Below are 25,701 nucleotides of genomic sequence, written 5' to 3'. Positions count from 1 at the left end.
TTTTAATTAATTTGGTGCAAAAGTACGGAAAAAGGTTCAGAGTTGCAAAGGTACAAAGTGACTAAGTTTTCTCTGCTTTTTTAAACCATATAAGTTATATAAGTTTATTTAAAGAAAGTGCTCTCAATGTTTTAATCTCGCAAAATCGCTAAGACTCAAAGTTTTGTTCTATTCAGATTATTAACACGTAATCTTGTCATTTCGACGAAGGAGAAATCTCCGTAAGCAGCTCCACATGCAAAATCGCAAATCTTTGTAGAGTTTCTCGCGGAGATTTCTCCTTCGTCGAAATGACAAAAAATGAGAAAAAAAAATTAAAAATCTTACATAACTTATATGGTTTAAAAACGACTTTCTTTCTCCAAAGCGACTTCAAGGCTTTCGTAATTATTTAAAACCTTGGAAATTTTTCCTTCTTTGTTAAGAATAAAATGGGTTGGAAAAGCATTTAACTGTAATGTATTATTCATGTATTCTTTCATGTTTGGAATAACAGAATATGACAATGGTTTTCTGGCTAAAAAGGTTTTTAATTGTTCCGGATTGTCTTCGGCAAGACTTACAAAAACAATATCTTTTCTGTCTTTGTATTTTGAAACTAATGCGTTTACGGCTGAAAATTCTTTAATGCAGGCCGCGCAGTGAATGTACCAGCATTTAATTACGATGATTTTTCCTTTCATGGTTTCGTTTGAAACTTCGTTTCCGTCTAAATCTTTAAATGAAAATTGCGGAAAAGGTTTTCCTTCCATTTCATAATTTTTTAAAGCGTCAAAAGCTTCTTGATTCATAGTCGCTTTAATACTTGTATCTGATTTTGGAAGTATTTTGAATAATTTATAAACGTAAACCGAATCCTGAGATTTTAAACGAATTGGAATTAAACTTGCGTTTGTTAAAGCGGTTAAAAAAGCTTCTTTTGTTATTTCTTTTGATGAATTATCTAAAGCTGTAAAATCTCTGGAAAGCATTATCTTTTTATTGTATGCCGACCAAGTAACGTAGTCTTTTTGAATTTGAATGGGATCAATTTCTGGATTTCCGAATTTTGTTTGAGCGGTACTTATTGTAAAAATAAAAAGAAGTGTAATAAAACTAATAAATTTCTGCATGGATTCTGAAACAATGTATATTATATCAAAAGTAGTAAAAGTTTTTTAACCGCAAGGACGCGAAGGTTTTCGCAAAGTTCGCAAAGGTTTTTTTAGTTTAAATCTTATCTCAAAAAAGCATAAAACAAACATTTTCAATACTTTGACACAAATTTGTGTCTAATTTTAAAATAATTATTCTTTAAATTTGCAAAAACATAAGATTATGACTACAGAAAGTGTTTCAAATGAAATTCAAACTAGATTAAACAATCTTTTTACAGATGATATTGATTGTAAAGAAATGGCAAAAATAATTCGAGAAGTAAATCATGTACTTTCATTATGCACAATGAGAAGATGCGAAACCATAGAATCTGAAATAAAGAATATTGATGATAATTTTTATTGGCTCAATAAACTTGCAGAAATTTTAGATCCTTATTTGGAGGCTTAATCGTTACTTTAAAAACATAAAAAAACCTGGCAGTAAAAACTGCCAGGTTCATAATGCGCTTCTTTAGGCAAAAACCAAATAACAAATTACCTAAAGCCGCATTTGTTCGAAATAAAAAAAGTTAAAAAATAAATAACCAAACTCAATTTTAACCGTCCCATCTTTTTATTTCTAAGTTTTCAAATCATTCTGTTTAGTTTAAAAAGTTCATTACTTTGAATGATTTTTTATTTCCTGCTTTGTCTGTTACAACTACCAAAAACAATTGTTTAGATGAGAAACTTTGGTTTTGAAGCAGTACTTCTTTATTGTTCTGAACATTTCTGTGACTTACTAAATTTTGTCCTAAAACGTTGAATACATCTACTTGTGCAATGTCTTCGTTTTCGTTTGTAACAGATAATGCATTGTTTCTAAAATAGGCTATTGTAGCGTTGCTTTTTGCAGAAATATCGTCAAGCGCCAATGTTTTTGCTGCCGACTGTGATGCGAAATACGCTGCATAAGCTTTCGATAATTCAGATGAATTACCACAAGAAGAAGCATCCCAGTTTACAGACCAAGTCATTAAACCTCTCAAATTAGGATAAGGTCCGCCTGGCTGCATTGTGTATGTTCTTCCAGAAAACGTAGTTCCGGTTCTTAAATAATGCATCGCATTAATTCCTTCAGTAGGAGTCAAATAACCGCTTCCTGCTGCACTTGGACAAGCTGGTAATGCAATAAGAACTTTAGAAGCCGGCAAACCGTCAAAACGCATTCCTGTTGAGGCGATATTATATCCTTTTATTACCATGTCAGTCAGAGCTGTTACCATGTTTGATTTCTTAGCTGTACCATAATATTGGCCATCTAATCCGTTTTCTCCTCCAGTATTATACAATTGTACGGCTAACAAATCTAATTCATTACGTAAGTTTTGAATGATTGGCAGGAAAGAACCAAATGTATCTGTATAAGTAGAATACCCTCCTTGTACATATTGTGTTTCCGGAGCTGCAGTTAATAAAAATCCAGGACCATAGTATGCTTTTAATTCTTTGAAAGCATCTACTACATTTTTTAATCTTGGATAAGCAGAGATTCCCGCATACGAAATATCTCTTAAATTTCCTGCGCTAAAATTCATCGATCCACCTTCAAAATCAATATCAACACCATCAAATTGATACTCGTCGATAATTGCTTTTAGACCGTTAACAAAAATATTTTTTTGCGTTACATTTTCTAAAACAACATGACCGTTTTGACCTCCAATAGAAACAATAACAGGAACACCGCTGTCTCTTAAGGATTTGATATCATTTTTCAACAATTGTTTATTGAAAACACCGTTAGTCAAATATCTGGTATCATTTGTAGTTAATATTGGTGTGTAACCATCTCGATTAACTGTTTCTACGAAAGCATAATCAACTACATTAAATTTGCTTCCCACCATTTGAGAAAAATATAAAAACGGAGCACCAGCATTTTCCCAAGAATGAGCATATCCTAAAATTACTTTTGAAGGAAGCGGAATGAATCTATTAGTACCAACCGTAGCAATTTTAATAGTATTGTTTAATGTCGTTACGCCAGACTTGTTATCCGTAGCTTTGATTACAACTGGATAATCCTGATATGCAGATGGTGTAAAATTATACGTGTAAGTATTATTTGTACCTGCTGTCATGTTAAATGTGCCTCCATTAATTGTAATTGTAACGCCAGAAACAGTACCATCACTATCGACAGCTGTAACGGAAATTGGTACAACTTGGAAAGAATTTTGATATATCGTAGTATTCGATGGTGAATTCCAAGTAATTACAGGTAATGAATTAGGACAGTTTGAACCTGAACAATTTAATGTAAAACTATATGTTTTTGATTCTGTTGTTCCGTTTGAAGCTGTAGCCGTAACAGTTAGCGTATGACTAGCCGAAAATTGATTGGCTGCCGGCGTCCAGCTCGCTGTATAAGTTCCAGAAGAATTTGAAGCACTCAAACTTTGTCCGTCTAAACTAAATACAACTGATGAGATTGTAGTGGCATCTGCAGCACTTAATCCAACGCTTGCAACAAAACTAATTGCAGATCCTAAATTTATAGAAATTGCAGAAGCTGTTGGCGCTGTAATGGTAACTACTGGTTTAGTCGTAACCACCGCTTGTCTGTTAAAATTATAAACCGTTGGCGTAGTTGGAACCGCAAAGTTGGCTAAGTTATTTGGATAATATGTCGCTTCACCATTTTCCCATGAATTTAATTTCAAACTTAAAATTTGTGTATAACCTGCTACAACTGAATCATCAAAGGCGTAATTTCCTGATGCATCTGTTGTTGCTAAAACACTTTTCCAGTTATGTGTATTATCTGTCCAAGGTAAAACGATTTCTACTTTTGCACCAGCAACCGGAGTTGTTCCGTTTTTAACTGTTCCGCTGATTAAGTTTGCAGCTGCAGCTAAAGCCGTTTTTGCAGTTGAATTTGTATTAAAATTATAAACTGTTGGATTTGCAGGAATAGCAAAGTTCGCCAGATTATTTGGGTAATAGGCTACTTCTCCATTTTCCCAAGAGTTTAATTTTAAACTTAAAGCTTGTGTATATCCGTCAGTCACTGAGTTAGGAAAGCTATATTTCCCTTGTGCGTCTGTGGTTGCTAAAACGCTTTTCCAGTTGTGTGTATTGTCTGTCCAAGGCAAAACCAATTCTACTTTTGCACCAGCAACCGGATTTGTTCCGTTTTTAACTGTTCCGCTGATTTTGCTTGAAGTTGAAACAACATCTTGTGAAAAATTCAATGTTTTGTTGGCATTCAAATTAGAATAAACTGTAGAAGCCGGAGTAAATGTCTGTCCTGTTAAAGTTGCAGTTACTGTATAATTGCCGCCAGAAGCTAAACTTAGAGAATAAGCTCCACTTGCATTTGTAACAGCCGTAACATTTCCTGCTGTAGAAGATGCTGTAACGGTTACACCAGAAACTGGAGTTGTTCCGTTTAGAACTGTTCCGCTAACTGTATAATTAACAACAGCTGGTCCTTGTGTAAAATTCAACGTTTTATTGCTGCTAATGGCATTATAAACCGTTGATGCCGGAGTATATGAAAAACCTGATTTTGCAGCTGTAACTGTAAAATTTAATCCAGCTGTTAAACCTGCAACACTATAAGCACCGCTTGCATTTGAAACCGCTGTTAAAGTTGTACTGCCAGAAACTGCCGTAACGGTTACACCTGAAACTGGCGTTGTTCCGTCAAGAACAGTTCCGCTTATGGTGTAAGTTGGCTGGCTTCCGTTGATTACAACTGCCGTTTGGTTTGTCGTAACATTTGTTAGCGTTACAGGAATAAATGTATAAGTCGCCTTTAAGGCTGTCAGCGTATAGTTTTGTCCTGAAGTTAAATTGTTGAACGAAAAGTTTCCTGTTGCTGAAACTACTGTTTGTAGAACTGCGTTTGAAGCATTGCGTAACTCAACTGTAACATCTGTAACTAATGCTGATCCATTTTTTGCAGAACCGGAAATACTTACCGTTCCCGGAACAACACTTCCGAAAGATGTGTCAACTTGATTTAATAATGAATTTGGAATTGAGCCTCTTGTATCCTGAGATAATTCCCAAATCATACCTCCAGCTAAATTTCTTGATTTTATATACTGTACTTTTAAATCCATCGACTGTTTATCTTCATAAGAAATAAACTCTTTTGTAGTCGAATTGTATAAGTAAGGAACTTTTGTAGTGTTATCAAAATAGCGAACCCATCCTGCCGAAGCTGCAGACGATGTTACCATCATAGTATTTGGATCAAGATAAGCGTGTGAATTTGTTACCGGATTCCCCACTAAATCACAGATTTCTATACTTCCTGATTTTTCACAAGCACCAGAACCATCCCAGGTTCCTGTTGGATTTTGCGGATTGGTACATCCGGGAACAACATATCGTGGCGCCGAAACAAATAATCCGTTAGTTGAATTTGCTGCAACATTATCAAATTTTTTCCCGTAAAAAGGTAATCCCATGATTAATTTATTGGCAGGAAAACCAATTACATTCAAGTATTGATTTGTTAATTCGTCCAATGATTCTGATTGTGCTGCGCCATACAATGGATCGTTTGGATTTCCGCTTGCATACAATGGAGCATTGTAGCACGTTTTGTCGTACCAGTTTCCTCCAAAATCATATCCGAAATAAGTAATATAGTCACAATAAGTAGAAATATCTTCGCTCATACCATATTGTGCTCTGTTGTTTGGTCCTAAATACTGTTTAGAAACGTTTCTAACATTGTTTCCTGCAGCAATTGTAACCAGTTTATTTGGCATTGCCTGACGCATAGCTTTTAATAAAAGCACCAAATTTTTATTGTCATCAGGACTATATTTTTGCGGAGGCACAGGCATTCCGTTCACAATTTCCGTTCCGTCAGTTCCACCAGAAAGAGGATATTCCCAATCGATGTCGAAACCATCAATAAACGGATAAGTTACAATGAAGTTTGCCATATCTGCAGCCAAAGCAGCTCTTGCAAGCGGACTGGCAGCAATTGGAGAAAGATCCTGGCCTTTTGTCCAGCCTCCTACAGATATTAAAATTTTAAGATGAGGATACTTTTCTTTTAATTTTTTCAAATCATAAAAGTTTCCTTTAACTGGTGCATCCCATGGAATTCCGCCTTCCATGTGCTCAAAATCGGCATAAGTGTCTAAACATTTCAATTTTGTATTTTCAGGATGCGCGGGATCAAAGGTTGTCCCGTAAAAAGAATAATTTAAATGCGTCAATTTACTTCCGTCAATCTTCGGAACGTTAAAATCCCGGGCATAGATAGACCATTGCGCATAATACCCCACTACTTTTTTTCCGTGAGCCGGCTGGGCTAACGCGAGTAAGGGAAACAATAACAAAAAGAGTAATCTGTAATAATGTTTCATAATTAATAAATATTGGTTAATAGAAAATAAATACTTGGGCCGCAGAAACTAAAAAAGCTTCCGGGTTTCACTCAACTGCAGGTTGGAAGGCTGCTGTCGATTGGAAATAAACTCAAATTACATTCTATAGATAAATATTACTATTTCTGATTCATTCATAATCATTAGCAAATAGCAGTGATTGATATTTATTTATAATTTTAAAAATTAATCTTAAATACAAATGATAAATTTGGGACTAATCATCGATCTATACTCTCGTTTTTGTCATGTTTTGTTGTATTCTTTTTATTTGGTTTTTTAAATGTTAATACTCCTTTAATGGTTATTTTTTTTAATGCTTTTTAATTTGACTTGGAATTTGAAAGTTTAACTATAATTACCTCTGCCAAATAGTTTTGGCAGAGATAATCAGCACTCTTAAAACACTGTAACTTAAACTTACTAAATACTAATTCAAACCAAATCTTAAATTAATTTCTTTAAACTTTCGTATACTGACAGTTCAACATCAGCATGATCTTTTGTATTACACTGCTCTACTAGATTTTTCAAGTCAGCTGTTTTTAAAGTCGATTTATTATCCAGTACAAGAAGCAGTTCTTGTGATGCATCACTTAGCTTTTTAGATAAAGGTAAAATAGGCTGTACTAAAGGCGCATTGGCACTAAGCTCAACTAATCCTTTATTAACTGCAATCCATTTATTGAAAAATGCGGCTACTTTTGCTTTGTTATCAGCTGATTTATTGGCAAGATACTGGCTCACAGCTTCATCAAAAGCCAGAGAATCTTTAGCATCCGGCGTACAAGCATCAGCAAAAAGTGTAAACGGGGAATACATTTGATATTCTGTTCCACCTTTATTTCTTGTATATCCTTTTAATGGTTCGCAGACATTTGAAAACTCATTAACAGATTTGATATTCTGATTATTAGCTATATTTCTAAGAATAACCGCTTTGTTTCTAATATGGGTTAATCCTAATTCTTCGAGCCTAAATGATACGGTTTCAAGACGTTTGCGCATATTGGCTACATCTGTAATGTTTTCTGCAGACCATAAACGTTCTGCAATTGCTGCGGTTCTTGGCCAAACTCTCGAATCAAAAGTTGTTTCTGTTGCAAGTTCTGTCCACATTGTAGCTTCACCTCCCAGAATTCTTGCTTTTTCTTCAGCAGATAAATTGGCACCTTTTGGCATTGGATCATTTAAATAATGACTTGCAATTGGATACATTAAGTCAATATAAAAACCATTTGACAATACTGTTTTGTATCCTTTTTTAACAGCATCTACTAATGACTGTCCGGCAACTACTCCTTCATTTGGTCCTCTCCAAGAATGTACAATTGCTTCTTTTGAAAGATCTTTGGTTAAAATTTCTTCCCAACCCATTAATTGTTTTCCGTGTTTTTTCAACATCGGCGCCAATTGCATGGTAAAATAGGTTTGTAATTCGTGATTTGTTTTTAGATTATGTTTCTTTTTAAATTCCTGAATTTTTGGATTGGCATCCCAGTCTTTCCCTTCATTCTCGTCACCCCCAATGTGAAAATAATCTCCGGGAAATAATGGGCATATTTCATCAAAAAGTTCATTTAATATTTTATACGTTTTAGGATTTGAAGGATCTAATGTTGGCGAAAATATACCCGCATTTCTTTCAATTCCATAGGTAGTAATTGCTGTACCTTGAATATTTTTTTCGGAAGTTCCACCAGTCAGTGTGATCACTTTGCTTCCAATTTCTGGGTAAGCCGTAAGTATTGCAGATCCATGACCCGGAACATCTATTTCTGGAACAATTAAAATACCGCGCTCATCGGCATATTTTACGATATTTCTAATTTCCTCTTGTGTGTAATATAATCCATCCGAAGCTAATTCGATTAATTTTGGATGTTTTTTAGTTTCTATTCTCCAGCCTTGATCATCAACCAAATGCCAGTGAAAAACATTCATTTTCATTGCTGCTAATGCATCTAAATTTCTTTTAACCACATCAACCGGCTGAAAATGTCTTGATGCATCTAGCATTAAACCTCTCCATGTAAATCTTGGAAAATCTGAAATTTGAGAAACTGGAAAATAAAATGATTTACTGTCATTTTGAAGCAATTGCAATAAAGTTTCTAATCCGTGTAAAGCACCTAAATCGCTGGTTGCATTAATTGTAATTTTGTTTGCTTTTACATCTAAGCTGTAGCTCTCGTCTTCATACAAACCTATTTTTCCGCTTTTGGTACAGTTAATCTGTAATTCAGCATTTGGAAATTCATTAAGTTTAGTAATGTAACCTTGTTCAAAAAAAATACCTGTTCTACCATCTAATCGTCGTAAGAAACGAGTTACGCCTCCAAAAATCCTTGAATTGGGATTTCCGGAAATATTTACTTTAAAGTTTTTAGTTAATGTAAAATTTCCGTCGTTTACAACAACATTTTGAGGCCAAGGCATAAGGTTTAACTGCTCTTTTTGAATTTGAGAGTTTGCCGTTACGCCCGCTAATAGTAGTACAAATAGATATTTCATTTTATTTTTTTTTGGTTCGATACTCATCAAGTATCTTTAGAAATTAGAAAAAAAACAAAACTCAGAATGACTTCTGCTTACCTCACACTCGCAAGGTCAAACTGAATTTTGAAATTTTGATTCGCTCTCACCCGAATCGGTTTTAAAACAACTTTAATAATCAAAACGTTTAAAAGCTTCAATAGCTTCATATTCTGCCAGTCCTAATTCATCGTATAGAACTGCTGTATTTTTATTTCGGTCTTCTGCCCTAACCCAAAATTCTCTTGAGTCATTACCCTGGAACATTACTCGGTCTTTTTGAGACTGGTGATATAAAATAGCGTGGCGTTTCAACAATACTTCTGATGGAGAAAGCGGTACTGCCATGTCGATTTCGTGAATATCCCACTCATGCCAAGCTCCTCTGTAAAGCCATAACCAGCAGTCGTCCATGTATTTCTCGGGTTTCAGCTCTTTCATTGCAGCGAAAATAGCATTCAGGCAGACTTCATGTGTGCCGTGCGGATCGGCTAAATCTCCTGCAGCAAATACCTGATGCGGTTTGATTCTGGCAATGATTTCTTTTACAATGGCAATATCTTCGGCTCCAAGCGGATTCTTTTTTACCTGTCCTGTTTCGTAAAACGGAAGGTCTAAAAAGTGCGTGTTTTCATCTTTTAAGCCAATGTATCTTGTTGCTGCATACGATTCTCTTCTTCTAATAAGTCCTTTTAATTTGCGGACTTCAAGTGAATCAATCTGATTTTCTGATTTGTTGTTCAAAAATTCAATTACTGATTTAAAGTTGATGTCTTTTGGAAGATCTGCACCAACAAAATCGTTGCATACTTCGGCAAATTTCAATGCCTCATCATCAGTTACGGCAATATTTCCGGAGGTTTGATATACAACATGTACATCGTGGCCTTGTTTTATCAGTTTTGAAAAAGTTCCTCCCATTGAAATCACGTCATCATCTGGATGCGGACTGAAAAGGATTACTCGTTTTTTTGCAGGATTGGCTCTTTCCGGACGATGTGAATCGTCTGTATTTGGTTTTCCTCCAGGCCATCCTGTTATGGTGTGCTGTAAAATATTAAACATATTGATGTTCATATCGTACGCAGAACCTTCCTGTGCCAGTAAATCAGACATTCCGTTGTTGTTGTAATCACGGTCTGTTAATTTTAAAATAGATTGTTTGGTTTTCTGGCATAACCATACAATAGCTTTACTTTTTAATTCTTGTGTCCAAATGCATTCTCCAACCAGCCAAGGTGTTTTAAATCGTGTTAATTCTGATGCTGCAGACTGATCCAGAACGAAAGTAGCGTTGGGATGATTCTGCAGAAATGTAGCCGGAACTTCTGAGCTTATATCGCCCTGAATAGTTCTTTTAATAATGTCGGCTTTATTTTGTCCCCAGGCCATCAGTACAATTCTTTTAGATCTCATGATGGTTGAAACTCCCATTGTAATGGCTCTTTTAGGAACATTGTCAATTCCATTAAAGTCAGATGAAGCATCAACTCTTGTAATGTGATCTAAAGTAATGATTCTGGTTCCCGAGTTAATGTGCGATCCCGGTTCGTTGAAACCAACGTGTCCCGTACGCCCAATTCCTAATAATTGAAAGTCAAGTCCGCCGGCTTGTTTAATATTCATTTCATAGTCGATGCAGTATTGATTAAGTTCTTCAATCGAAACTGTTCCATCAGGAATATTAACATTTTCAGGTTTGATATCAATATGATTAAAAAGATGCTGATGCATGAAATAATGATAGCTCTGATTATTCTCTTTGTTCATTGGATAATATTCATCCAGGTTGAAAGTGATTACATTGCTAAAGCTCAGTCCTTCTTCTTTGTGCATTCTTACTAATTCTTCATATACTTTTATAGGAGACGAGCCTGTTGCCAGACCTAATACACAAGATTTATTCTTTTCCTGCTTAGATCTAATCAATTGAGCAATTTCCTGTGCTACAATTACTGAAGCTTCAGCAGAACTTTTGAAGATTTCGTTGTGGATTTTTTCAAATCTTGTTTCTTCAAATTTACCGGCGCTCTTATAACTGATATCAGGTTTTATTTCTAAAGCACTTTTCATTTCTTTTCTTTTTTTGGTATATACAATTTTGGTTTTTGAAATGGCACAGGCAGTTTGCACTGCCTGCACCATTTTCTAACCAAACTTAAAATCTGTAATGTATTTTGTTTATTTTTTTTAGAAGTTAGGAGCATTTACATCCCACCAAGTTCTGGTTCCTCCATTGTCAGGTCCGTTTAATTTTGCTACACCCGTTGCAACTCCTCCTGAATTTCCTGCTTTTTCAGATTGTACAAAATTTACTCTCCTTACACCAAATTCCGTAGTAATTGCTCCTCCGCTGTAATTTTTCAAAACAGGGAATAATTTAGGATAGCCAGTTCTTCTGTAATCAGACCATGCCTCTTGTCCTTCAGGAAAACCTGCGATCCATTTTTGAGTGATAATTTTTTGAAGTTTAACTTCATTTGTAGCAGCAGCATCCCAAGCAACTGTAACATTATTTACAGCTGGTGAATTGTTTTCAGGGAAATTTGGATCTACATATGCAGCAGGAGTTTTTGTATTATCAGCTATATAAGCAGCAGCACCAGATGCCCCTCTTTGATCGAATGAAACTTTAATACCAGCTTCATATAATTCTTGCGCTGTACCACCCATATTCCATCCTCGTAAAGCACCCTCTGCTCTTAAGAAATAAGCTTCGGCAGCATTCATAAGATAAATTTCTTTTGATCTTACAACAGCACCAATTCCAGAGAAATCCTGATGATCTGATTTTCCACTAATTGCAATTCCAGTTCTTACTCCTTTATACTGTCCAGGAAATTGTTTTGAAGTATCAAAATATGCAGAAATTCTAGGGTCTTGATAACCTTTCATAATTGACTCCATATCTGCAGACATGCGAATATCTAACCATGAACCACTAAGTGTCGCAATAGGATTTGAATATACTGGTGAAACAATTTTAAAAGAGTCATCGTTAACCATCATGACACCAAATTTCTGGGCAATAGCTTTTTCTGCTTCTGTTTTTGCTAAAGCAGGTTTAATTTTAACAATACGCATAGCCAGTCTTAAACGTAATGTATTTGCAAATCTAACCCATGATTCATATTTCCCGCCATAACCTGTCATATCAGTAGTCGCAAAAGTTGAAGCTTCTCCGGCATCTACTCTTTTCGTTAATTCTGCAACAGCTGTATCCAATTCAGCAAACATTTGAGTATAAACTTCTTCTTGTGAATCGTAGGCGATTGTCGCATCTGTTGAACCGAATTTAGAGTAAATTATGGGTCCAAAAGTATCGGTCATTCTGTGCATTCCCTCTACTTTAAGAATTAACGATAAGGCATAAAACTGATCGTATTTCCCTTTTGATTTATTAGCAATATCAAACGCATTAAACATTACGTTTTTATATCCATAATCCCAGATAAATCCATTCCAGTTGTCTAACAATGAATATGTCGTGTTATTTATACCTCCTTCAAAACCAGTTGGAGTTGCCATATATCCTGACCATATATCAGAATTAAGTCCTTGCTGTAACTGGTAAACCCATTCAGGAGTCAGAACCTGAATATTATTAAACATTGGAGCGAATCCACCTTTAATATGATTAAAATCCTGCTCAAAATCCGGAAGCGAAATACCATTCGGATTTGAATTTATATCTTCGAAGTTATCTGTACAACCCACTGATGCGAGCAATAAGCTGCAGATAGCTGCTGTTGTTATTTTATTTAGTTTCATGATTTTAGAATTAGAAAGTTACATTTAAATTAAGACCAATACTTCTGGTAGATGGTAAGCCATAAATATCTACTCCTTGTAAACCTTGTCCTGTACTCAATGCAATATTAGGATCGAATGGTGCATCTTTATAAATAAAGAATAAGTTTCTTGCAATTAATGAAATACTTGCAGACTGAATAAATGGTAATGATTTTGGATTAAAGTTATATCCTATAGAAACCTCTCTAACACTTACATTCGTTGCATCATACATATATTCACCTGTAATACCTGCTCTTCCACCCACTTGTGTATAATAAGCCTGAGCATCCATAGTTGTTACAGCTGTACCGTCTGGCATTACAGCGTTTATTTTAACACCTCCTGCATTTCTTGCATCTCCTGTTGCTTTTGAAACTCCAAATGCATCATTTTGTGCTTCTGTTAAGCTCATAACATCACCTCCAAAACGTCCATCGATTAAAACGTTTGCAAAGAAAGATCCTAATTTGAAAGAGTTAGAAAAACCTAACATAAAATCAGGATTTGAATTACCTAATTCAACGAATTCAGTTTTCTGAATTTTGCCATCACTATTTAATAAAATTCTTCCCTGATCATCTTTCAACATTTTATAACCTTCAATAACACCAAAAGGTCTTCCTTCTGTTAAAGTATATTTGTATCCATTAACTCCAGGGTCTGTTAAATTTACTTTTCCTCCTAATTCTTCAGGTATTTCTTTTACTTTATTTTTATTTTGTGAAAAGTTAACTGCTGAATCCCAAGAGAATTTATCATTTCTAATAATTCCTGCATTTAATACAACCTCAAAACCTTTATTTTCTATACTTCCTGCATTAATTCCATAAAAATCAACTCCATAAACGTTTCCAACAGGAGCAACTACTTGTAAATATTGATTTTTTGTTTCTGAATTATAGTAAGAAACCTCAAAGCCTAATCTATTATTAAACATTCTCCATTCTGTACCAAATTCAAACTCTGATTTTAATTCTGGTTTTAGTGTAGTTCCAGGTTTTGGAGCAACTAACGGATTAAATTTACTACCGCTGCCATTTGGATAATAGTTAGCCGGACTTGAAATAAACGGATAAATATCATTACCAACTTGTGCATATGTACCACGAACTTTACCATAATTGATCCATTCTGGCAGTGTAGCCATTTCGCTGATCAAAGCAGTTAATCCAACTGATGGATAAAAATAACTTTGAGTACCAGTATTTACTAAAGTAGATGACCAGTCATTTCTTCCTGTAAGATCCAAGAATAACATGTCTTTGTAACCAAATGTTGTTGCAGCAAAAACAGACTGAATCTCTCTGTGTGAATCAATTGTTTGATAATTTCCATCATTATTGTTAAAATTGTGCAGAGTAAACCAGTTAGCATATTTTAGACCCCCTCCAATTCCAGAATCCAAAATTGTTTTTTGATTCGTCATCGTGTTATTTATACTTGCACCAACATTGGCTGTAAAACTAAAATTAGAAGCAAATTTGGTATTAATTGTTGCAATTAAATCACCGTAACGTTGTGTACTTAAAGAATTTTCGTTGATATAACGCCCGTTAATATGAGAAAGAGTACCTTGTGTTGTAGCATAAATTCTTTTATCATAAATACTTGTTACTCTGTTATAACTATATCTTGAAGCAATGCTTAACCAGTTATTTACTTTGTATGTTAATGATAATGCACCATTAAAGAAATCATTTTTATCTTCAGATTTGTTTCTGTTAACAGCCCAATACGGATTTTGCATAATATCTCTATTAGTCATCCAGTTTTGCGCCATTAAGTTTCTTGAAGGATCAAAAACTTCATATTCATCCTTGTAAGCATTAAAATCATAACCTCTTGGCATTAAATAAACTCCCGTAAGAGGATTAAAATAAAAACCATTTACAGGTTTATTAATAATAGTTTGTGAAGTATAGTTTGCATTAGCCGCGAAAATTAATTTTTCATCAAAAAATTTAGCAGTTTGTCTAACTCCAAAGTTATTTTTCTTTAAACTATTTTCAGGAATAACTCCCGTTGCAGAAGTATTAGCGTAAGAAAAAGCTGTAGAAGAATTTTCAGATCCAATTGAATAGCCTAATGAAGTTATTTGAGTAGTACCAGTTGTAAAAAAATCTTTTACATGATCTCTTGTTTTTCCTGCAGGACCCCAAGTTTCATCTGCTCCAGGAGCTGCAACATAATCAGTTTGGAATTTAGGCATGTAAGCAGCCTCTTCAAATGTTGTTACAGAAGAAGCTGTAATATTTGCTTTTCCTGTTTTAGCCTTTTTAGAAGAAAGTAAAATAACTCCATTAGCACCTTGAGAACCATATAACACAGAAGCTGCAGCACCTTTAAGTACAGTCATTCCTTCATAGTCATCCGGATTAATTAAAGAAACAACATCTCCTCCGTCACGGTTACCACCTGCTAAACTACCAAATGATTCATTCGGTTGTCCAGATCCTGAGTTCAGCATTGGAATACCGTCTATAACGTATAAAGGCTGGCTATTTACTACAGAAGAATTTCCACGAATAATTACTTTTGTTGAACCTCCAGTACCACCAGAACTTTTCGTTACAGCAACACCGGCAATTTTACCTGCAATTGTATTAATTACGTTAGCATCCTTAACGCGTGTCAACTCTTCTCCTTTAAGCTCTTGAGCTGCGTAAGTAAGTGATTTTCTTGTTTTCTTGATACCTAATGAAGTCACAACTACTTCACTTAATGCATTTGAAGCTGCTTGTAGCATTTTTACATTAATTGTAGCAGCATCGCCTACAACTATGTTTTGCGTCTCAAGACCTACATAGCTAAAAACTAATGTCTGTCCTTTTTGAACCTCAATTGAGTACAATCCGTCAAAATCGGTAGTAGCTCCTTTTTGACCTCCCTGTACAGCAACAGATGCACCTGGTAAAGGCATCCCATCAGAATCTGTAATCACACCTTTAACATTTTTTACCTGAGCAAGCGTAACCTGCGCCGTAAAAACAATCATAAAGATTAAGAAAATTTTTTTCATGTTAATTTATTTTGTTAGTTATGACGTAAAATTATTCTTAAGGGATTGTTAAAAAAAATAATTTATACAAACTACTATAAATTTTAAACGAACGACATAAAACAATCAATAATCTGCTGCTCGAAAACGTTTTCATTTCTATAAAAAGCAGAATTATTCCCATTTACAACAATTATATGCTGTAAAACTTAAATTTTACTAAAAAATATTTAAAATTATCAATTATCTATAAATCTGTTATTTATATAAAAAAGTAACGCTTCGTTTAATTCAAGAGAATAAAAAGAAGCGAAAAACTTATTAATTAAATCTATGTGTAAGAATCACATCTAATTACCGCACATAGAAGATGTTCTAAATTTTAGATCGGTATATTTTCTATGAATGACATCTAAAAGAGAATAATCATCAAAAGAATCCTGAGCTAATTCCCAAATCATAATGCCTCCTGTATTATGGGCCGCATATTCAACTTTTTTCAGAATAGTAGGTCTTCCGTTATAATAAATTTTACCTATTTCATCCTGATCTGCAAATTGTGTTCCTGTTAACACTATTTCACCAAAAGTCGAGCTTGTTACAGCTGGATAAGTAAAATTATATCCGTAAAAAGGAACTCCTAATGTGAGTTTATCACTTGATACATTTTGCTTACGCCAAAACTCCACCCCTTCTTTTGCAAATTCAAAAGAGCTGTGCTGTTCGGCTTTATTTGGACTCCACGGACCAGTACTGTCATACGCCATTATATTTATAAAATCGAAAGCATTTAGCGCATCTGCATTTATATTTACAAATCGGGTATTGTTTGGGAGCGCTGCTGTCAGGAGTTTTTTACTATTGGTTAGTTCTTTTTTTAATTCAACTACAAATCCGCTGTATCCAGATGTTACTGCATTCCATTCAAGATCTACATCGACCCCATCTAGATTATGCTCTGTAACAAATTTTAGAATATTTTGTATAAATGCCGGCCGGTTTTGTGGTGTATCAATCAGCGAAGACCAATTTGCGGCTTGTTCTTCAGAAATTACACCACCAGCCAGCGAAATACTAATACTGATTTTTGGATTAACAGATCGTACATATTTAGTTACTACATCAATATCTCCGTTAAAAATTAGATTTCCATCTTTATCCGGATTAGCAAATGCAATATTCAAATGTGTGAGTTTGCAAAACTGAATAGAATTTATTTTACTGAAACTATCTGAAGACAAATACCCGACAACTCTTGCTGTTTTTCTTTTTAACTCTTCTGAATTATTATCTTTTTCGTTTGTACAACTGTACATTGAAATTGAACTAATAAAAAAAAGGATGCCTAATAAGGCTTTATTTTTTATCATAATTTTAAATTTAAACTTTGATTGAAATAATACCTTATTAGGCATAACCATATTTTAGGATTTTTTTAGTTTACATCCCACCAGACTTTACCGGTCCAGTCGTTTTTACCTCCCATTCTTGCTACAGCTTCTAAATAATTTTTCTCATTTTTCTGCATTTCGTCATTTGGATAATACAAACGTGTAGGTGTTACTCCTCCTGTTTGAGATTCCGGACTTGTAATAGGTACTAAATGAGGATACCCAGTTCTTCTCCAGTTTGAATATGCTTCGATACTGTTGAATAAATAAGTAACCCAAAGCTGTGTTCCTATCTGTTCTTTTTCTGTTCCTGCAACTAAAGGTTTCGCAGAAAGATAAGTATTGATACTTGCCTGACTTGCAGCAGGTGCTCCATAAATTTCTAACTGTTTTACCCCAGCCTCAACTCCTTTTTTATAATAATCTGCAGCCGAACCTGAAACCCAGCCTCTATAAGCTGCTTCTGCTAATAACAATTGTGATTCAGAATAACTCACATGCAGAAAAGGCGTTGTTAATTGTTGATAGTAAGGCTGAATATCTGATACTGATTCAGAACCTGCACTAACCTCCCATATAAAACTTCCAGGCACTACTCCTTCATATAAACTTTCACCAGGTTTTGGCGCTCCTCCAGTTGAACTTACTGTTTTTGGTGTCGCCAGCATAGTTAACCTTGGATCTCCATTATCTCTCAAGAAATTAATTAACAAAGAACTAAAATGATCGCCTCCCTGATCTGAAATAAAACCATAAGACAATCCATTTCCTCTAAAATCCAGTTTCGCAGGATCATCGTTAAAAGGAAAATTTAAATGACGCATAATACAGTTGTCATCATTACTTTCAAAAACTCCGTTTTGAAAAGCAATTTTTGCCTGCTTTTCAGCTTCTGCCGGACTAACCTCAGAAATTCTCATAGCCAGACGCAAACGTAATGTATTGGCTAATTTTTTCCACTTTGTGATATCGCCATCATAAAATAAATCTCCTTTTACTGAACCTCCTCCTGAATTTAACTGAACAAAAGCTTCTTCTAGTTCTGCAAAAAATGAATTGTAAATATCTTGCTGTTTATCGTACTTTGGTGTTACAATCCCTGCAGAAAAACCTAATCCGGCTTCTGAGTAAGGAACATCACCATAAATATCTGTTAAACGCTGTCCAATCATTACTTTCATAATTTTAGCTACTGCATTCATATTAGATGCAACCGGATCTTTACTGGTTTTATCAAGAATATCTACAACGCTTTTCATTTCGTTAGAATACGCACTTCTCCATAAAGCGGTTGCGTACTCATCGTTTTTCTTAAACTTACCTCCATACTCTGTTACAGCCCATGAACCCGAATAATGCTGTACAAAACCTCCTGAATAAATTAAATTCGTTCTATGCTGATAAAAACCATTACCCGACATACATAACTGAGTAAATGTAAGCTGACCAGCCGGATTTGGAGATAACGCAACGGGGTCTTTCATTAATTCGTCAAAGTTCTCTGTACAGCCTGCCGTCGTAAATACTGCCGCTACGGCTATTATTATATGTTTAATTTTCATAATTTACTATTTAGAATGTAACCTTAATATTAAAACCATACGATCTTCTTGATGGCAGTGAGCCATACTCAAATCCTTGTCCGTTTCCTGAAGTATACATTGATTCTGGGTCAATGTTTGGCAAATCTTTATTAAATGTTAACAAGTTTCTTGCAAAAGCAGAAATATAAATTGAATTGATTTTTGCACCGTTAAAAACACTTTTCGGTATAGTGTATCCTAAACTTACCTCTCTTAATTTAACATACGAGGCATCGTAAATAAAAGGTGCCGGAGTATTATCAAAAACACTGCCCCAATATGCCTGAGGATCTACAGGTTTTGTATTTTTAACATAAACCGGATTTTCAGCAGTTCCTGTATTTACTACTCCATTTGCTACATAACCCGCTGTAGCAACATAAGTCGACGGATTAAAATTAGGATCAGTTGCTGCTGCCTGCGCTCTTGCTGCGTTATAAGCATCACGTCCTTCTGTTGTAACATCCAAAAGTCCTTTTCCTGCTGCAACAGCATTAGTCATAGAATATACATCCATACCAAACTTCATATCCAATAAAAATTGAAGTGTAATTCCTTTGTATGAAAATCTATTAGTTAAACCAGCTGCCCAATCCGGAAGACCTTTTCCTAAAGCAACTTTAGTATCTGTGTATAATGGAAGTCCGTTTGCATCAACAATCATTTCCCCAGAAGGTGTTTTTTGAAAATCTTTTCCAATAATAGTTCCGTATTGTCCGCCAACTTGTGCAACAATTGCTGCTCCAGCCCAGCGAGCTTCAGAAATAGTGTACGTATTAATATCCGGATGTAAAGAAAGAATTGAGTTTTTATTCTTAGAAAAGTTTAAGTCAATTCCCCATTCAAAATCTTTAGTTTTAATTGGCGTTCCCGATAAAAATATCTCGATTCCTTCATTACGCAATTCACCTGCATTTACTGAAAGAAATTCATATCCTGATGTTGCCGAAGATGCTAAATCAAGTGTTTGATCTGAAGTATCTTCACGATAAACCGTAATATCTGCTCTTAACCTGTTTTTAAAAAAGGCCGTTTCCAATCCAAACTCAATTCCTTTTTTTGTTTGATACGTTAAATTAGCATTTGGTGCCGCTGTATTCTTAACATTTACAACACTTTGTCCATCATAAGCTGAATAAGTAGTGTAATTTAATGCATTTTTATAAGCTCCCGGTGCATTCGAAACTTTTGCCCATGAAGCTCTGAATTTTCCATATGAAAAGGCATCGCTTTTGATATTAAATGCATCTGAAAAAACAAAACCTAATGAAGCTCCCGGATAAAAAGCATCTTTATTAATAACGCTGAACCAGTCGTTTCTTCCTGTAAACTCCGCATATAAATATCCTTTATAATCAAGTTTAGCAGATCCGTAAACAGAATTTGTTCTTGTTTTAGTCTCTGATGGCGCATTTATCGTTTGATTAGAGAAATTACTAATATATTCTGTTCCCGGTTCAATAATATTAGTTCCAAAACTAGAATTTTGCGTTCTTCTAAAATCTCTTCTGCTTGTTCCTAAAATTCCAGACAATGTAAGATCAGAAACCAGTTTAATTTCACTAAAATTAGCGATGATATCTGTATTCATTTCAGAAACCGTTATATCATCTAAGCCCAGATATCCAGTTTCTCTCGCCGGCCAGGTACCTCCAGGCGCCATAAAATCTTTAGAGCTAAAAACATAAGTATCTAAACCTGTTCTAAAAGTTAATCCAACCCATTTTTTAAACTGATAAGTTCCGGCTGCATTTCCCATAAAACGATTTTTCTTAGAAGAGTTATGATTTGCATCTACCGTAAAATAAGGATTCAATTGATAAATATTATTATTCCATTTATAAATTTCACCCGTTTCTTCATTCTTATAATTTTTCAGCCAAGCCTGATCAATATTAGGTGCCAGACCAGTTAAAGAATATCCAACATTATTTGGCGAATCTCCTAAACCAGGTCTGTTTTCTGTATTTTCTACCATGTAATTTACATTGGCATCCAAAGTAAATTTATCTGATTTTAAAGTTGCATTTAAACTAGCGTCATTTCTTTCTAAACCTGAACCCGGAACAACGTCTTCATTTTTCAGGTTATTATATCCAAAACGAACATAAGCGTTTTCACTACCTCCAGATAATGCAATTCCGTTAGTGGTTGTAACTCCGGTTTTGAAGAATCCCTGAATATTATTGTCAACTTTAGCATAAGGTTTCATAGAACCATCAAATATTTTAATCTGCTGTCCAACTGTTTCAGAAAATTTAGGTCCCCACGAACTTGTAGTGTATCCGTATAATTCATCCGGAGCCTTTGAAGGATCTGGTAAAGCTCCACGGCTTCCACTACCATAATCAGATTGAAAATGATCATATTTAGCATTCACCCTGTCAAAACTAACACCGCTCGTAAACTCTACTTGTAATTTTCCTTTGCTTCCTTTTTTAGTTGTAATTAAGATTACACCATTTAACGCTCTGGAACCATATAAAGCTGATGCCGCTGCTCCTTTTAATACCGTAAGACTTTCTATATTATTTGGATTGATGCTTGAAATTCCGTCTCCACTGTCTCTTCCGTCAAACCATTTGCTGGCTGCAGCACTATCGTTATTCAACCCCGAGTTATCAATTGGAACCCCATCTACAATATAAAGCGGCTGGTTACTCTCGCCTATACTGGATATACCTCTAATAATAACCCTTGCACTACCTCCTACACCAGTTGCAGGTATGGAAACATCAACCCCAGCAACTCGGCCAGAAAGTGCTGTAGCCACATTAGTTGTAATTACTTTGCTCAATTGATCTCCTTTAACATCCTGAACAGCATAACCCAATTCTTTTTTCTGTCTCTTAATACCTAAGGCCGTAACAACAACTTCATTTAAATTTTGAGTATCCTGAGCTAATACTACATTTACAGTTGGCGAAGTGCCTACTGTTACAGTTTTAGTCTTAATTCCAATATACGAAAATGCCAAAACATCTCCTGCAGATGCCTGAATCGTATACATACCGTCATAATCACTTTGAGTTGCCGTTTTTGTACCTTGAATAATAATACTTACTCCAGGCAGCGGCAATCCGTTTTGATCGCTTACCAAACCTTTGATCGTTTTTACTTGTGCAAGAGAAACCTGCGCTGTAAAAACCATCATAAGGGCTAACATAATTTGTTTCATTTTTATCATGGTTTTGATTAGTTGTCGATAAATTTATTGTTAACGTACTGTTAAAAAAAATAATTTATACAAACAGTCAAATTTTTTAAACAAACGACATAAAACATTCAACATTATGTTGCACGAAAACGTTATACTATTTAAATAAAATATTAATAAGCTTTTTTTACAAAATATTTTTCAAAAGAATTGCGATTTTGCACATAATTATGTAAAGTTGCACTACTATTACTATGCGCGCATCCTTAATAACAAAACGTTAAATAACAAGTTGAACGAAATCCGAAAATTGAAATTTGATATCAAGCTTAAAAATCACATTTGGTTTTGGGGAAGCTATTTCACTCTCAACTTTTTACGATGGGGAGCTTACTTTAACGATTATCCTTATTCGTTTAAATCGAACTTAATTGAGTTTTCATTACACATACCCCTGGTATATTTTAACCTATTTATTCTAGTCCCAAAATATGTTTTAAAGCAAAAGTATATTACCTATACCGCTGCTTTAATCGCAAGCTTGTTTGGAATTTATTTACTTAAAACCGTTTTAACGTACTATATAATATCCGAAAACATCTGGCCGGAGGCAAATCGCGAGTATCACCCGTTTGACATTAACCATATTCTGGCCGTGTGTATTGGAGAATTGTATGTTCTCGCAATGGCTTCTTCTGTATATCTAACTCTGACCTGGCTTAGAGAAAGAGAACGTAATAGATCTTTGAGAGAAAATCAGTTTAAAATCAAACTTAAATATCTCGAAAACCAAATTCAGCCGCATTTCTTTTTTAACACCTTAAACAATCTATATGCTTTATCTTTAGAATCTTCAGATAAAGTGCCGGATGTGATCATCAAACTTTCAAACTTGATGGAATATGTTTTGTATGATGTAAAAGGAACCAAATTTGTTCCGCTTATTAAAGAGATAGATTACATACAGAATTATATTGAAATCGAAAAATTACGCTTTGAAAATGTAGAAGTTACAATAAATTTAGAATCAAATATCGAAGATATTGTTGTACCGCCTCTAATCTTTATTTCGTTGGTAGAAAATGCTTTTAAGCACGGCGGAATTAACAATAATAATCTAAAAATTAAGATCAATTGTAAAGTTACAAACAACAATATGTTAGACTTTGAAATCTTAAATAATTTTGTAATTTCACCAAATCATAAATCTAAAGGTGGTATTGGTTTAGTAAATACAAAGAAAAGACTTAAGTTAATTTACAAAAATCATTTCAGCTTAAAAGGCACAACAAAACTTAATTACTATATAATCCGCTTGCAAATACCTATTCAGAATGAAGATTAAATGTGTATTGATCGATGATGAACCTTTAGCAATTAAAGTGCTGCAAAATTACTTTAACAATTTTACAGATTTTGAAGTTATAGGAACATTTAACAACTCGCTGGAAGCACTGGATTTTATAAACAGTACTTCTGTAGATGCTGTTTTTCTAGACATCAATATGCCTATGATGACCGGTTTTGAATTAATCAGCTTAATTGAAAACAAAACAAAAGTTATTATTACAACCGCGTTTAGAGAATTTGCCGCAGAAAGTTATGATCTTGATGTTTTAGATTATTTAGTAAAACCTATTCCGCTGCCAAGATTCATAAAATGCATTAATAAAATCACAACCGAATACAATTTAAAAAACAATATTAAAATCGACACCACAAAAGGCGATTCTCATATTTTTATTAAAGTCGATAAAAAGATGATGAAAATTAATATTGAAGAAATTCTTTTTATCGAAGGAATGAAAGAATACATCAAAGTTGTTACTCCTGATAAAACCTATATTACCCACAAATCCCTTACTTCTTTATCTGAAGAATTGCCGGCAGATCGCTTTTTGCGCATCCATAAATCCTATGTAATTGCCTTAAATAAGGTAAAATCTATAGAAGGAAACCGCATTCAAATACAGTCATACACCATTCCAATTGGAAGAAATTACAGCAAAGATGTAAAAAACCGAATTCTGGAATAAAAACTTTAACATTTCTAACTATATATAAATTAACACATTGTTGAATAAATAAGGTAGTTCGTTTAAATTTAACATTATTTTCAATCAATAATTTTTTTTTGACTTACGTAACAAATATATTTACGGTCTTCAAAAAACAATTTATTAAAAAATTAACCTTATTACAATTATGAGTTCAGAAAATGTTCAAACCAAATGGGGACAGTTTATCTCATTGATAATCGTCTTCTTCTTTTGGGGTTTTGTTGGGTCTGCCAATGACATCCTGATTCCAGTATTCAAAAAAGTATTTACTTTATCTCAAGTACAATCACAACTAGTTGCTTGGGCATTTTATGCTGCGTATTTTGTAGGCTCAATAATCTTCTTTTTAGTTTCTTTAAAATTAGACGTACTTCAAAAATTTGGATACAAAAAAACACTTTCAGCTGGTTTAGTTCTTTCTGCTGTTGGATCATTTTTATTCGTTCCTGCTGCAACAATGGAAAGTTTCCCTTTCTTCTTAACCGCTTTGTTTACTGTTGGTTTAGGTTTTTCAATTCAGCAAATTGTAGCAAACCCTTTAGCTATTAAAATGGGAAGTCCAAACACTGGAGCTCACCGTTTAACATTAGCAGGAGGAATTAACTCATTCGGAACAACAATTGGAGCTATCTTATTAGGTATTGCTTTATTTGGAATGGGTGATAACAAAAAAACAGCTCTTTCATTAGAAGACATCAAATTACCATTCATCATACTTGGACTTGCTTTTATTGCCGTAGCAATTTTCATGAACTTCTCTAAAATTGAAGATCCGGAAAAAGAAGAAGAAGCTATTATAAAAGACGCACACAGTAAATTTAACATCTGGGATTATCCACAGCTTTATCTTGGAATGTTAGGAATCTTCATTTATGTTGGTACAGAGGTAACTATCATTAGTAACCTACCGGCTTTATTACATACACACGAGTTTGGAAATATTCTCGAAGATGCTGTAGCACCATTTATCGCTCTTTACTGGGGAAGTTTAATGATTGGACGCTGGAATGGCGGTGTAAACGTTTTTGACACTTCAAAACTTGTAAATACAGCTTTAAAATTCATCGTTCCTGCAATTGCTTTTGGAGTAATTATTGGAGCTAACATTTTTGCAGCACACGACGTATCTTCATTCTACATTTACCCAATCTGGATTTTAGTTTTTATTGGAGTAAGTTTCGTAGGAGGAAAAAATGCCGGAAAAACTTTAATGCTTTTTGGATTATCAGGAATCACAATGATGGTTGCCGGATTAGTTTGGCCAGATCCATCAATTGCTAAATTCTTCTTTATCTCTGGCGGATTATTCTTATCTATCATGTGGCCTTCAATCTTCGATTTAGCTATTGCAGGTTTAGGAAAAAACACAGGAAAAGCCTCTTCATTCTTAATCATGATGATTCTTGGAGGAGGAGTTATTCCTCTAGTTCAAGGAAGTATCTGCGATTTAGATCTTACTAAACCAGAAGGAATTTTTGGTATTTCATGGACACATTTCTCTTATATCATTCCGCTTCTTGGTTTTGCATATTTAGGTTTTTACGGTTTCTACTGCCCTAAAATCTTGAAAAAACAAGGAATCAGCCACGTAGAAAGCGAAGGCGGAGGACATTAATATTTCTTTCAAAAAATCAAAAAGCCGTTTTACAATAGTAAAACGGCTTTTTGATTTAAACATATAAT

The 25,701-nt window shown here is 34.4% G+C and carries 13 protein-coding genes; 4 read left to right on the top strand and 9 right to left on the bottom strand.

Annotated elements, in window-relative coordinates; all coding sequences use genetic code 11:
* Nucleotides 1–341 precede the first annotated feature (341 nt).
* Nucleotides 342–1,112 carry a TlpA family protein disulfide reductase gene (locus ABD859_RS18945; protein ID WP_345146197.1) on the bottom strand — a complete coding sequence of 257 codons (771 nt, stop codon included), beginning with the start codon at nt 1,110–1,112 and terminating at the stop codon, nt 342–344.
* A gap of 205 nt (nt 1,113–1,317) precedes the next feature.
* Between ABD859_RS18945 and ABD859_RS18940 the strand changes: the two genes are divergently transcribed.
* The gene (locus tag ABD859_RS18940; RefSeq protein WP_345146195.1) at nt 1,318–1,548 is read left to right on the top strand and encodes a hypothetical protein; all 231 of its coding nucleotides are present in this window, start codon (nt 1,318–1,320) and stop codon (nt 1,546–1,548) included.
* Between the two features lie 193 nt (nt 1,549–1,741).
* Here ABD859_RS18940 and chiA read toward each other — a convergent pair whose 3' ends face one another.
* The 8 genes from chiA to ABD859_RS18900 all read right to left on the bottom strand — a co-directional run bounded on the left by chiA (nt 1,742) and on the right by ABD859_RS18900 (nt 21,979).
* Nucleotides 1,742–6,478 (bottom strand): T9SS-translocated chitinase ChiA, encoded by a 4,737-nt coding sequence (chiA, locus tag ABD859_RS18935; protein WP_345146194.1) that lies wholly within the window; start codon nt 6,476–6,478, stop codon nt 1,742–1,744.
* Between the two features lie 468 nt (nt 6,479–6,946).
* Complete coding sequence (locus tag ABD859_RS18930; protein ID WP_345146193.1) at nt 6,947–9,013, bottom strand: beta-N-acetylhexosaminidase; 2,067 nt, start codon at nt 9,011–9,013, stop codon at nt 6,947–6,949.
* A 153-nt stretch (nt 9,014–9,166) separates the two neighbouring features.
* Complete coding sequence (nagB, locus tag ABD859_RS18925) at nt 9,167–11,107, bottom strand: glucosamine-6-phosphate deaminase (RefSeq protein ID WP_345146192.1); 1,941 nt, start codon at nt 11,105–11,107, stop codon at nt 9,167–9,169.
* A gap of 117 nt (nt 11,108–11,224) precedes the next feature.
* Nucleotides 11,225–12,805, bottom strand: coding sequence for a RagB/SusD family nutrient uptake outer membrane protein (locus tag ABD859_RS18920; protein WP_345146191.1), 1,581 nt, complete (start codon nt 12,803–12,805; stop codon nt 11,225–11,227).
* A gap of 10 nt (nt 12,806–12,815) precedes the next feature.
* Nucleotides 12,816–15,848 carry a SusC/RagA family TonB-linked outer membrane protein gene (locus tag ABD859_RS18915; RefSeq protein ID WP_345146190.1) on the bottom strand — a complete coding sequence of 1,011 codons (3,033 nt, stop codon included), beginning with the start codon at nt 15,846–15,848 and terminating at the stop codon, nt 12,816–12,818.
* A 329-nt stretch (nt 15,849–16,177) separates the two neighbouring features.
* Nucleotides 16,178–17,197 (bottom strand): glycosyl hydrolase family 18 protein, encoded by a 1,020-nt coding sequence (locus ABD859_RS18910; RefSeq protein ID WP_345146189.1) that lies wholly within the window; start codon nt 17,195–17,197, stop codon nt 16,178–16,180.
* A gap of 65 nt (nt 17,198–17,262) precedes the next feature.
* Complete coding sequence (locus tag ABD859_RS18905) at nt 17,263–18,780, bottom strand: SusD/RagB family nutrient-binding outer membrane lipoprotein (RefSeq protein WP_345146188.1); 1,518 nt, start codon at nt 18,778–18,780, stop codon at nt 17,263–17,265.
* Between the two features lie 10 nt (nt 18,781–18,790).
* On the bottom strand, nt 18,791–21,979 hold the full coding sequence (locus ABD859_RS18900) for a SusC/RagA family TonB-linked outer membrane protein (RefSeq protein ID WP_345146187.1): 3,189 nt from the start codon (nt 21,977–21,979) through the stop codon (nt 18,791–18,793).
* A gap of 271 nt (nt 21,980–22,250) precedes the next feature.
* Here ABD859_RS18900 and ABD859_RS18895 point away from each other — a divergent pair, with 271 nt between their 5' ends.
* The 3 genes from ABD859_RS18895 to ABD859_RS18885 all read left to right on the top strand — a co-directional run bounded on the left by ABD859_RS18895 (nt 22,251) and on the right by ABD859_RS18885 (nt 25,633).
* A complete protein-coding gene (locus ABD859_RS18895) occupies nt 22,251–23,303 on the top strand; it encodes a sensor histidine kinase (RefSeq protein WP_345146186.1) in 1,053 nt (350 codons plus the stop codon).
* The gene (locus tag ABD859_RS18890) at nt 23,293–23,994 is read left to right on the top strand and encodes a LytR/AlgR family response regulator transcription factor (RefSeq protein WP_012026529.1); all 702 of its coding nucleotides are present in this window, start codon (nt 23,293–23,295) and stop codon (nt 23,992–23,994) included. The genes ABD859_RS18895 and ABD859_RS18890 overlap by 11 nt, the downstream gene beginning before the upstream one ends.
* 169 nt (nt 23,995–24,163) lie before the next feature.
* Nucleotides 24,164–25,633: an MFS transporter gene (locus ABD859_RS18885; RefSeq protein ID WP_345146185.1), complete on the top strand. Its 1,470-nt coding sequence runs from the start codon at nt 24,164–24,166 to the stop codon at nt 25,631–25,633.
* Nucleotides 25,634–25,701: the final 68 nt, after the last annotated feature.

The organism is Flavobacterium ginsengiterrae (assembly GCF_039539785.1).
Classification (GTDB): Bacteria; Bacteroidota; Bacteroidia; order Flavobacteriales; family Flavobacteriaceae; genus Flavobacterium; species Flavobacterium ginsengiterrae.
Note: the sequence above shows the minus strand (reverse complement) of the source record. Positions and strands in the feature narration are given on the sequence as shown.

Coding starts and splice junctions, on each gene's coding strand:
- ABD859_RS18905 (WP_345146188.1), bottom strand. CDS start 18,780: ATGAAAATTAAACATATAATAATAGCCGTAGCGGCAGTATTTACGACG.
- ABD859_RS18890 (WP_012026529.1), top strand. CDS start 23,293: ATGAAGATTAAATGTGTATTGATCGATGATGAACCTTTAGCAATTAAA.
- ABD859_RS18915 (WP_345146190.1), bottom strand. CDS start 15,848: ATGAAAAAAATTTTCTTAATCTTTATGATTGTTTTTACGGCGCAGGTT.
- chiA (WP_345146194.1), bottom strand. CDS start 6,478: ATGAAACATTATTACAGATTACTCTTTTTGTTATTGTTTCCCTTACTC.
- ABD859_RS18900 (WP_345146187.1), bottom strand. CDS start 21,979: ATGAAACAAATTATGTTAGCCCTTATGATGGTTTTTACAGCGCAGGTT.
- ABD859_RS18945 (WP_345146197.1), bottom strand. CDS start 1,112: ATGCAGAAATTTATTAGTTTTATTACACTTCTTTTTATTTTTACAATA.
- ABD859_RS18910 (WP_345146189.1), bottom strand. CDS start 17,197: ATGATAAAAAATAAAGCCTTATTAGGCATCCTTTTTTTTATTAGTTCA.
- ABD859_RS18930 (WP_345146193.1), bottom strand. CDS start 9,013: ATGAAATATCTATTTGTACTACTATTAGCGGGCGTAACGGCAAACTCT.
- ABD859_RS18940 (WP_345146195.1), top strand. CDS start 1,318: ATGACTACAGAAAGTGTTTCAAATGAAATTCAAACTAGATTAAACAAT.
- ABD859_RS18885 (WP_345146185.1), top strand. CDS start 24,164: ATGAGTTCAGAAAATGTTCAAACCAAATGGGGACAGTTTATCTCATTG.
- nagB (WP_345146192.1), bottom strand. CDS start 11,107: ATGAAAAGTGCTTTAGAAATAAAACCTGATATCAGTTATAAGAGCGCC.
- ABD859_RS18920 (WP_345146191.1), bottom strand. CDS start 12,805: ATGAAACTAAATAAAATAACAACAGCAGCTATCTGCAGCTTATTGCTC.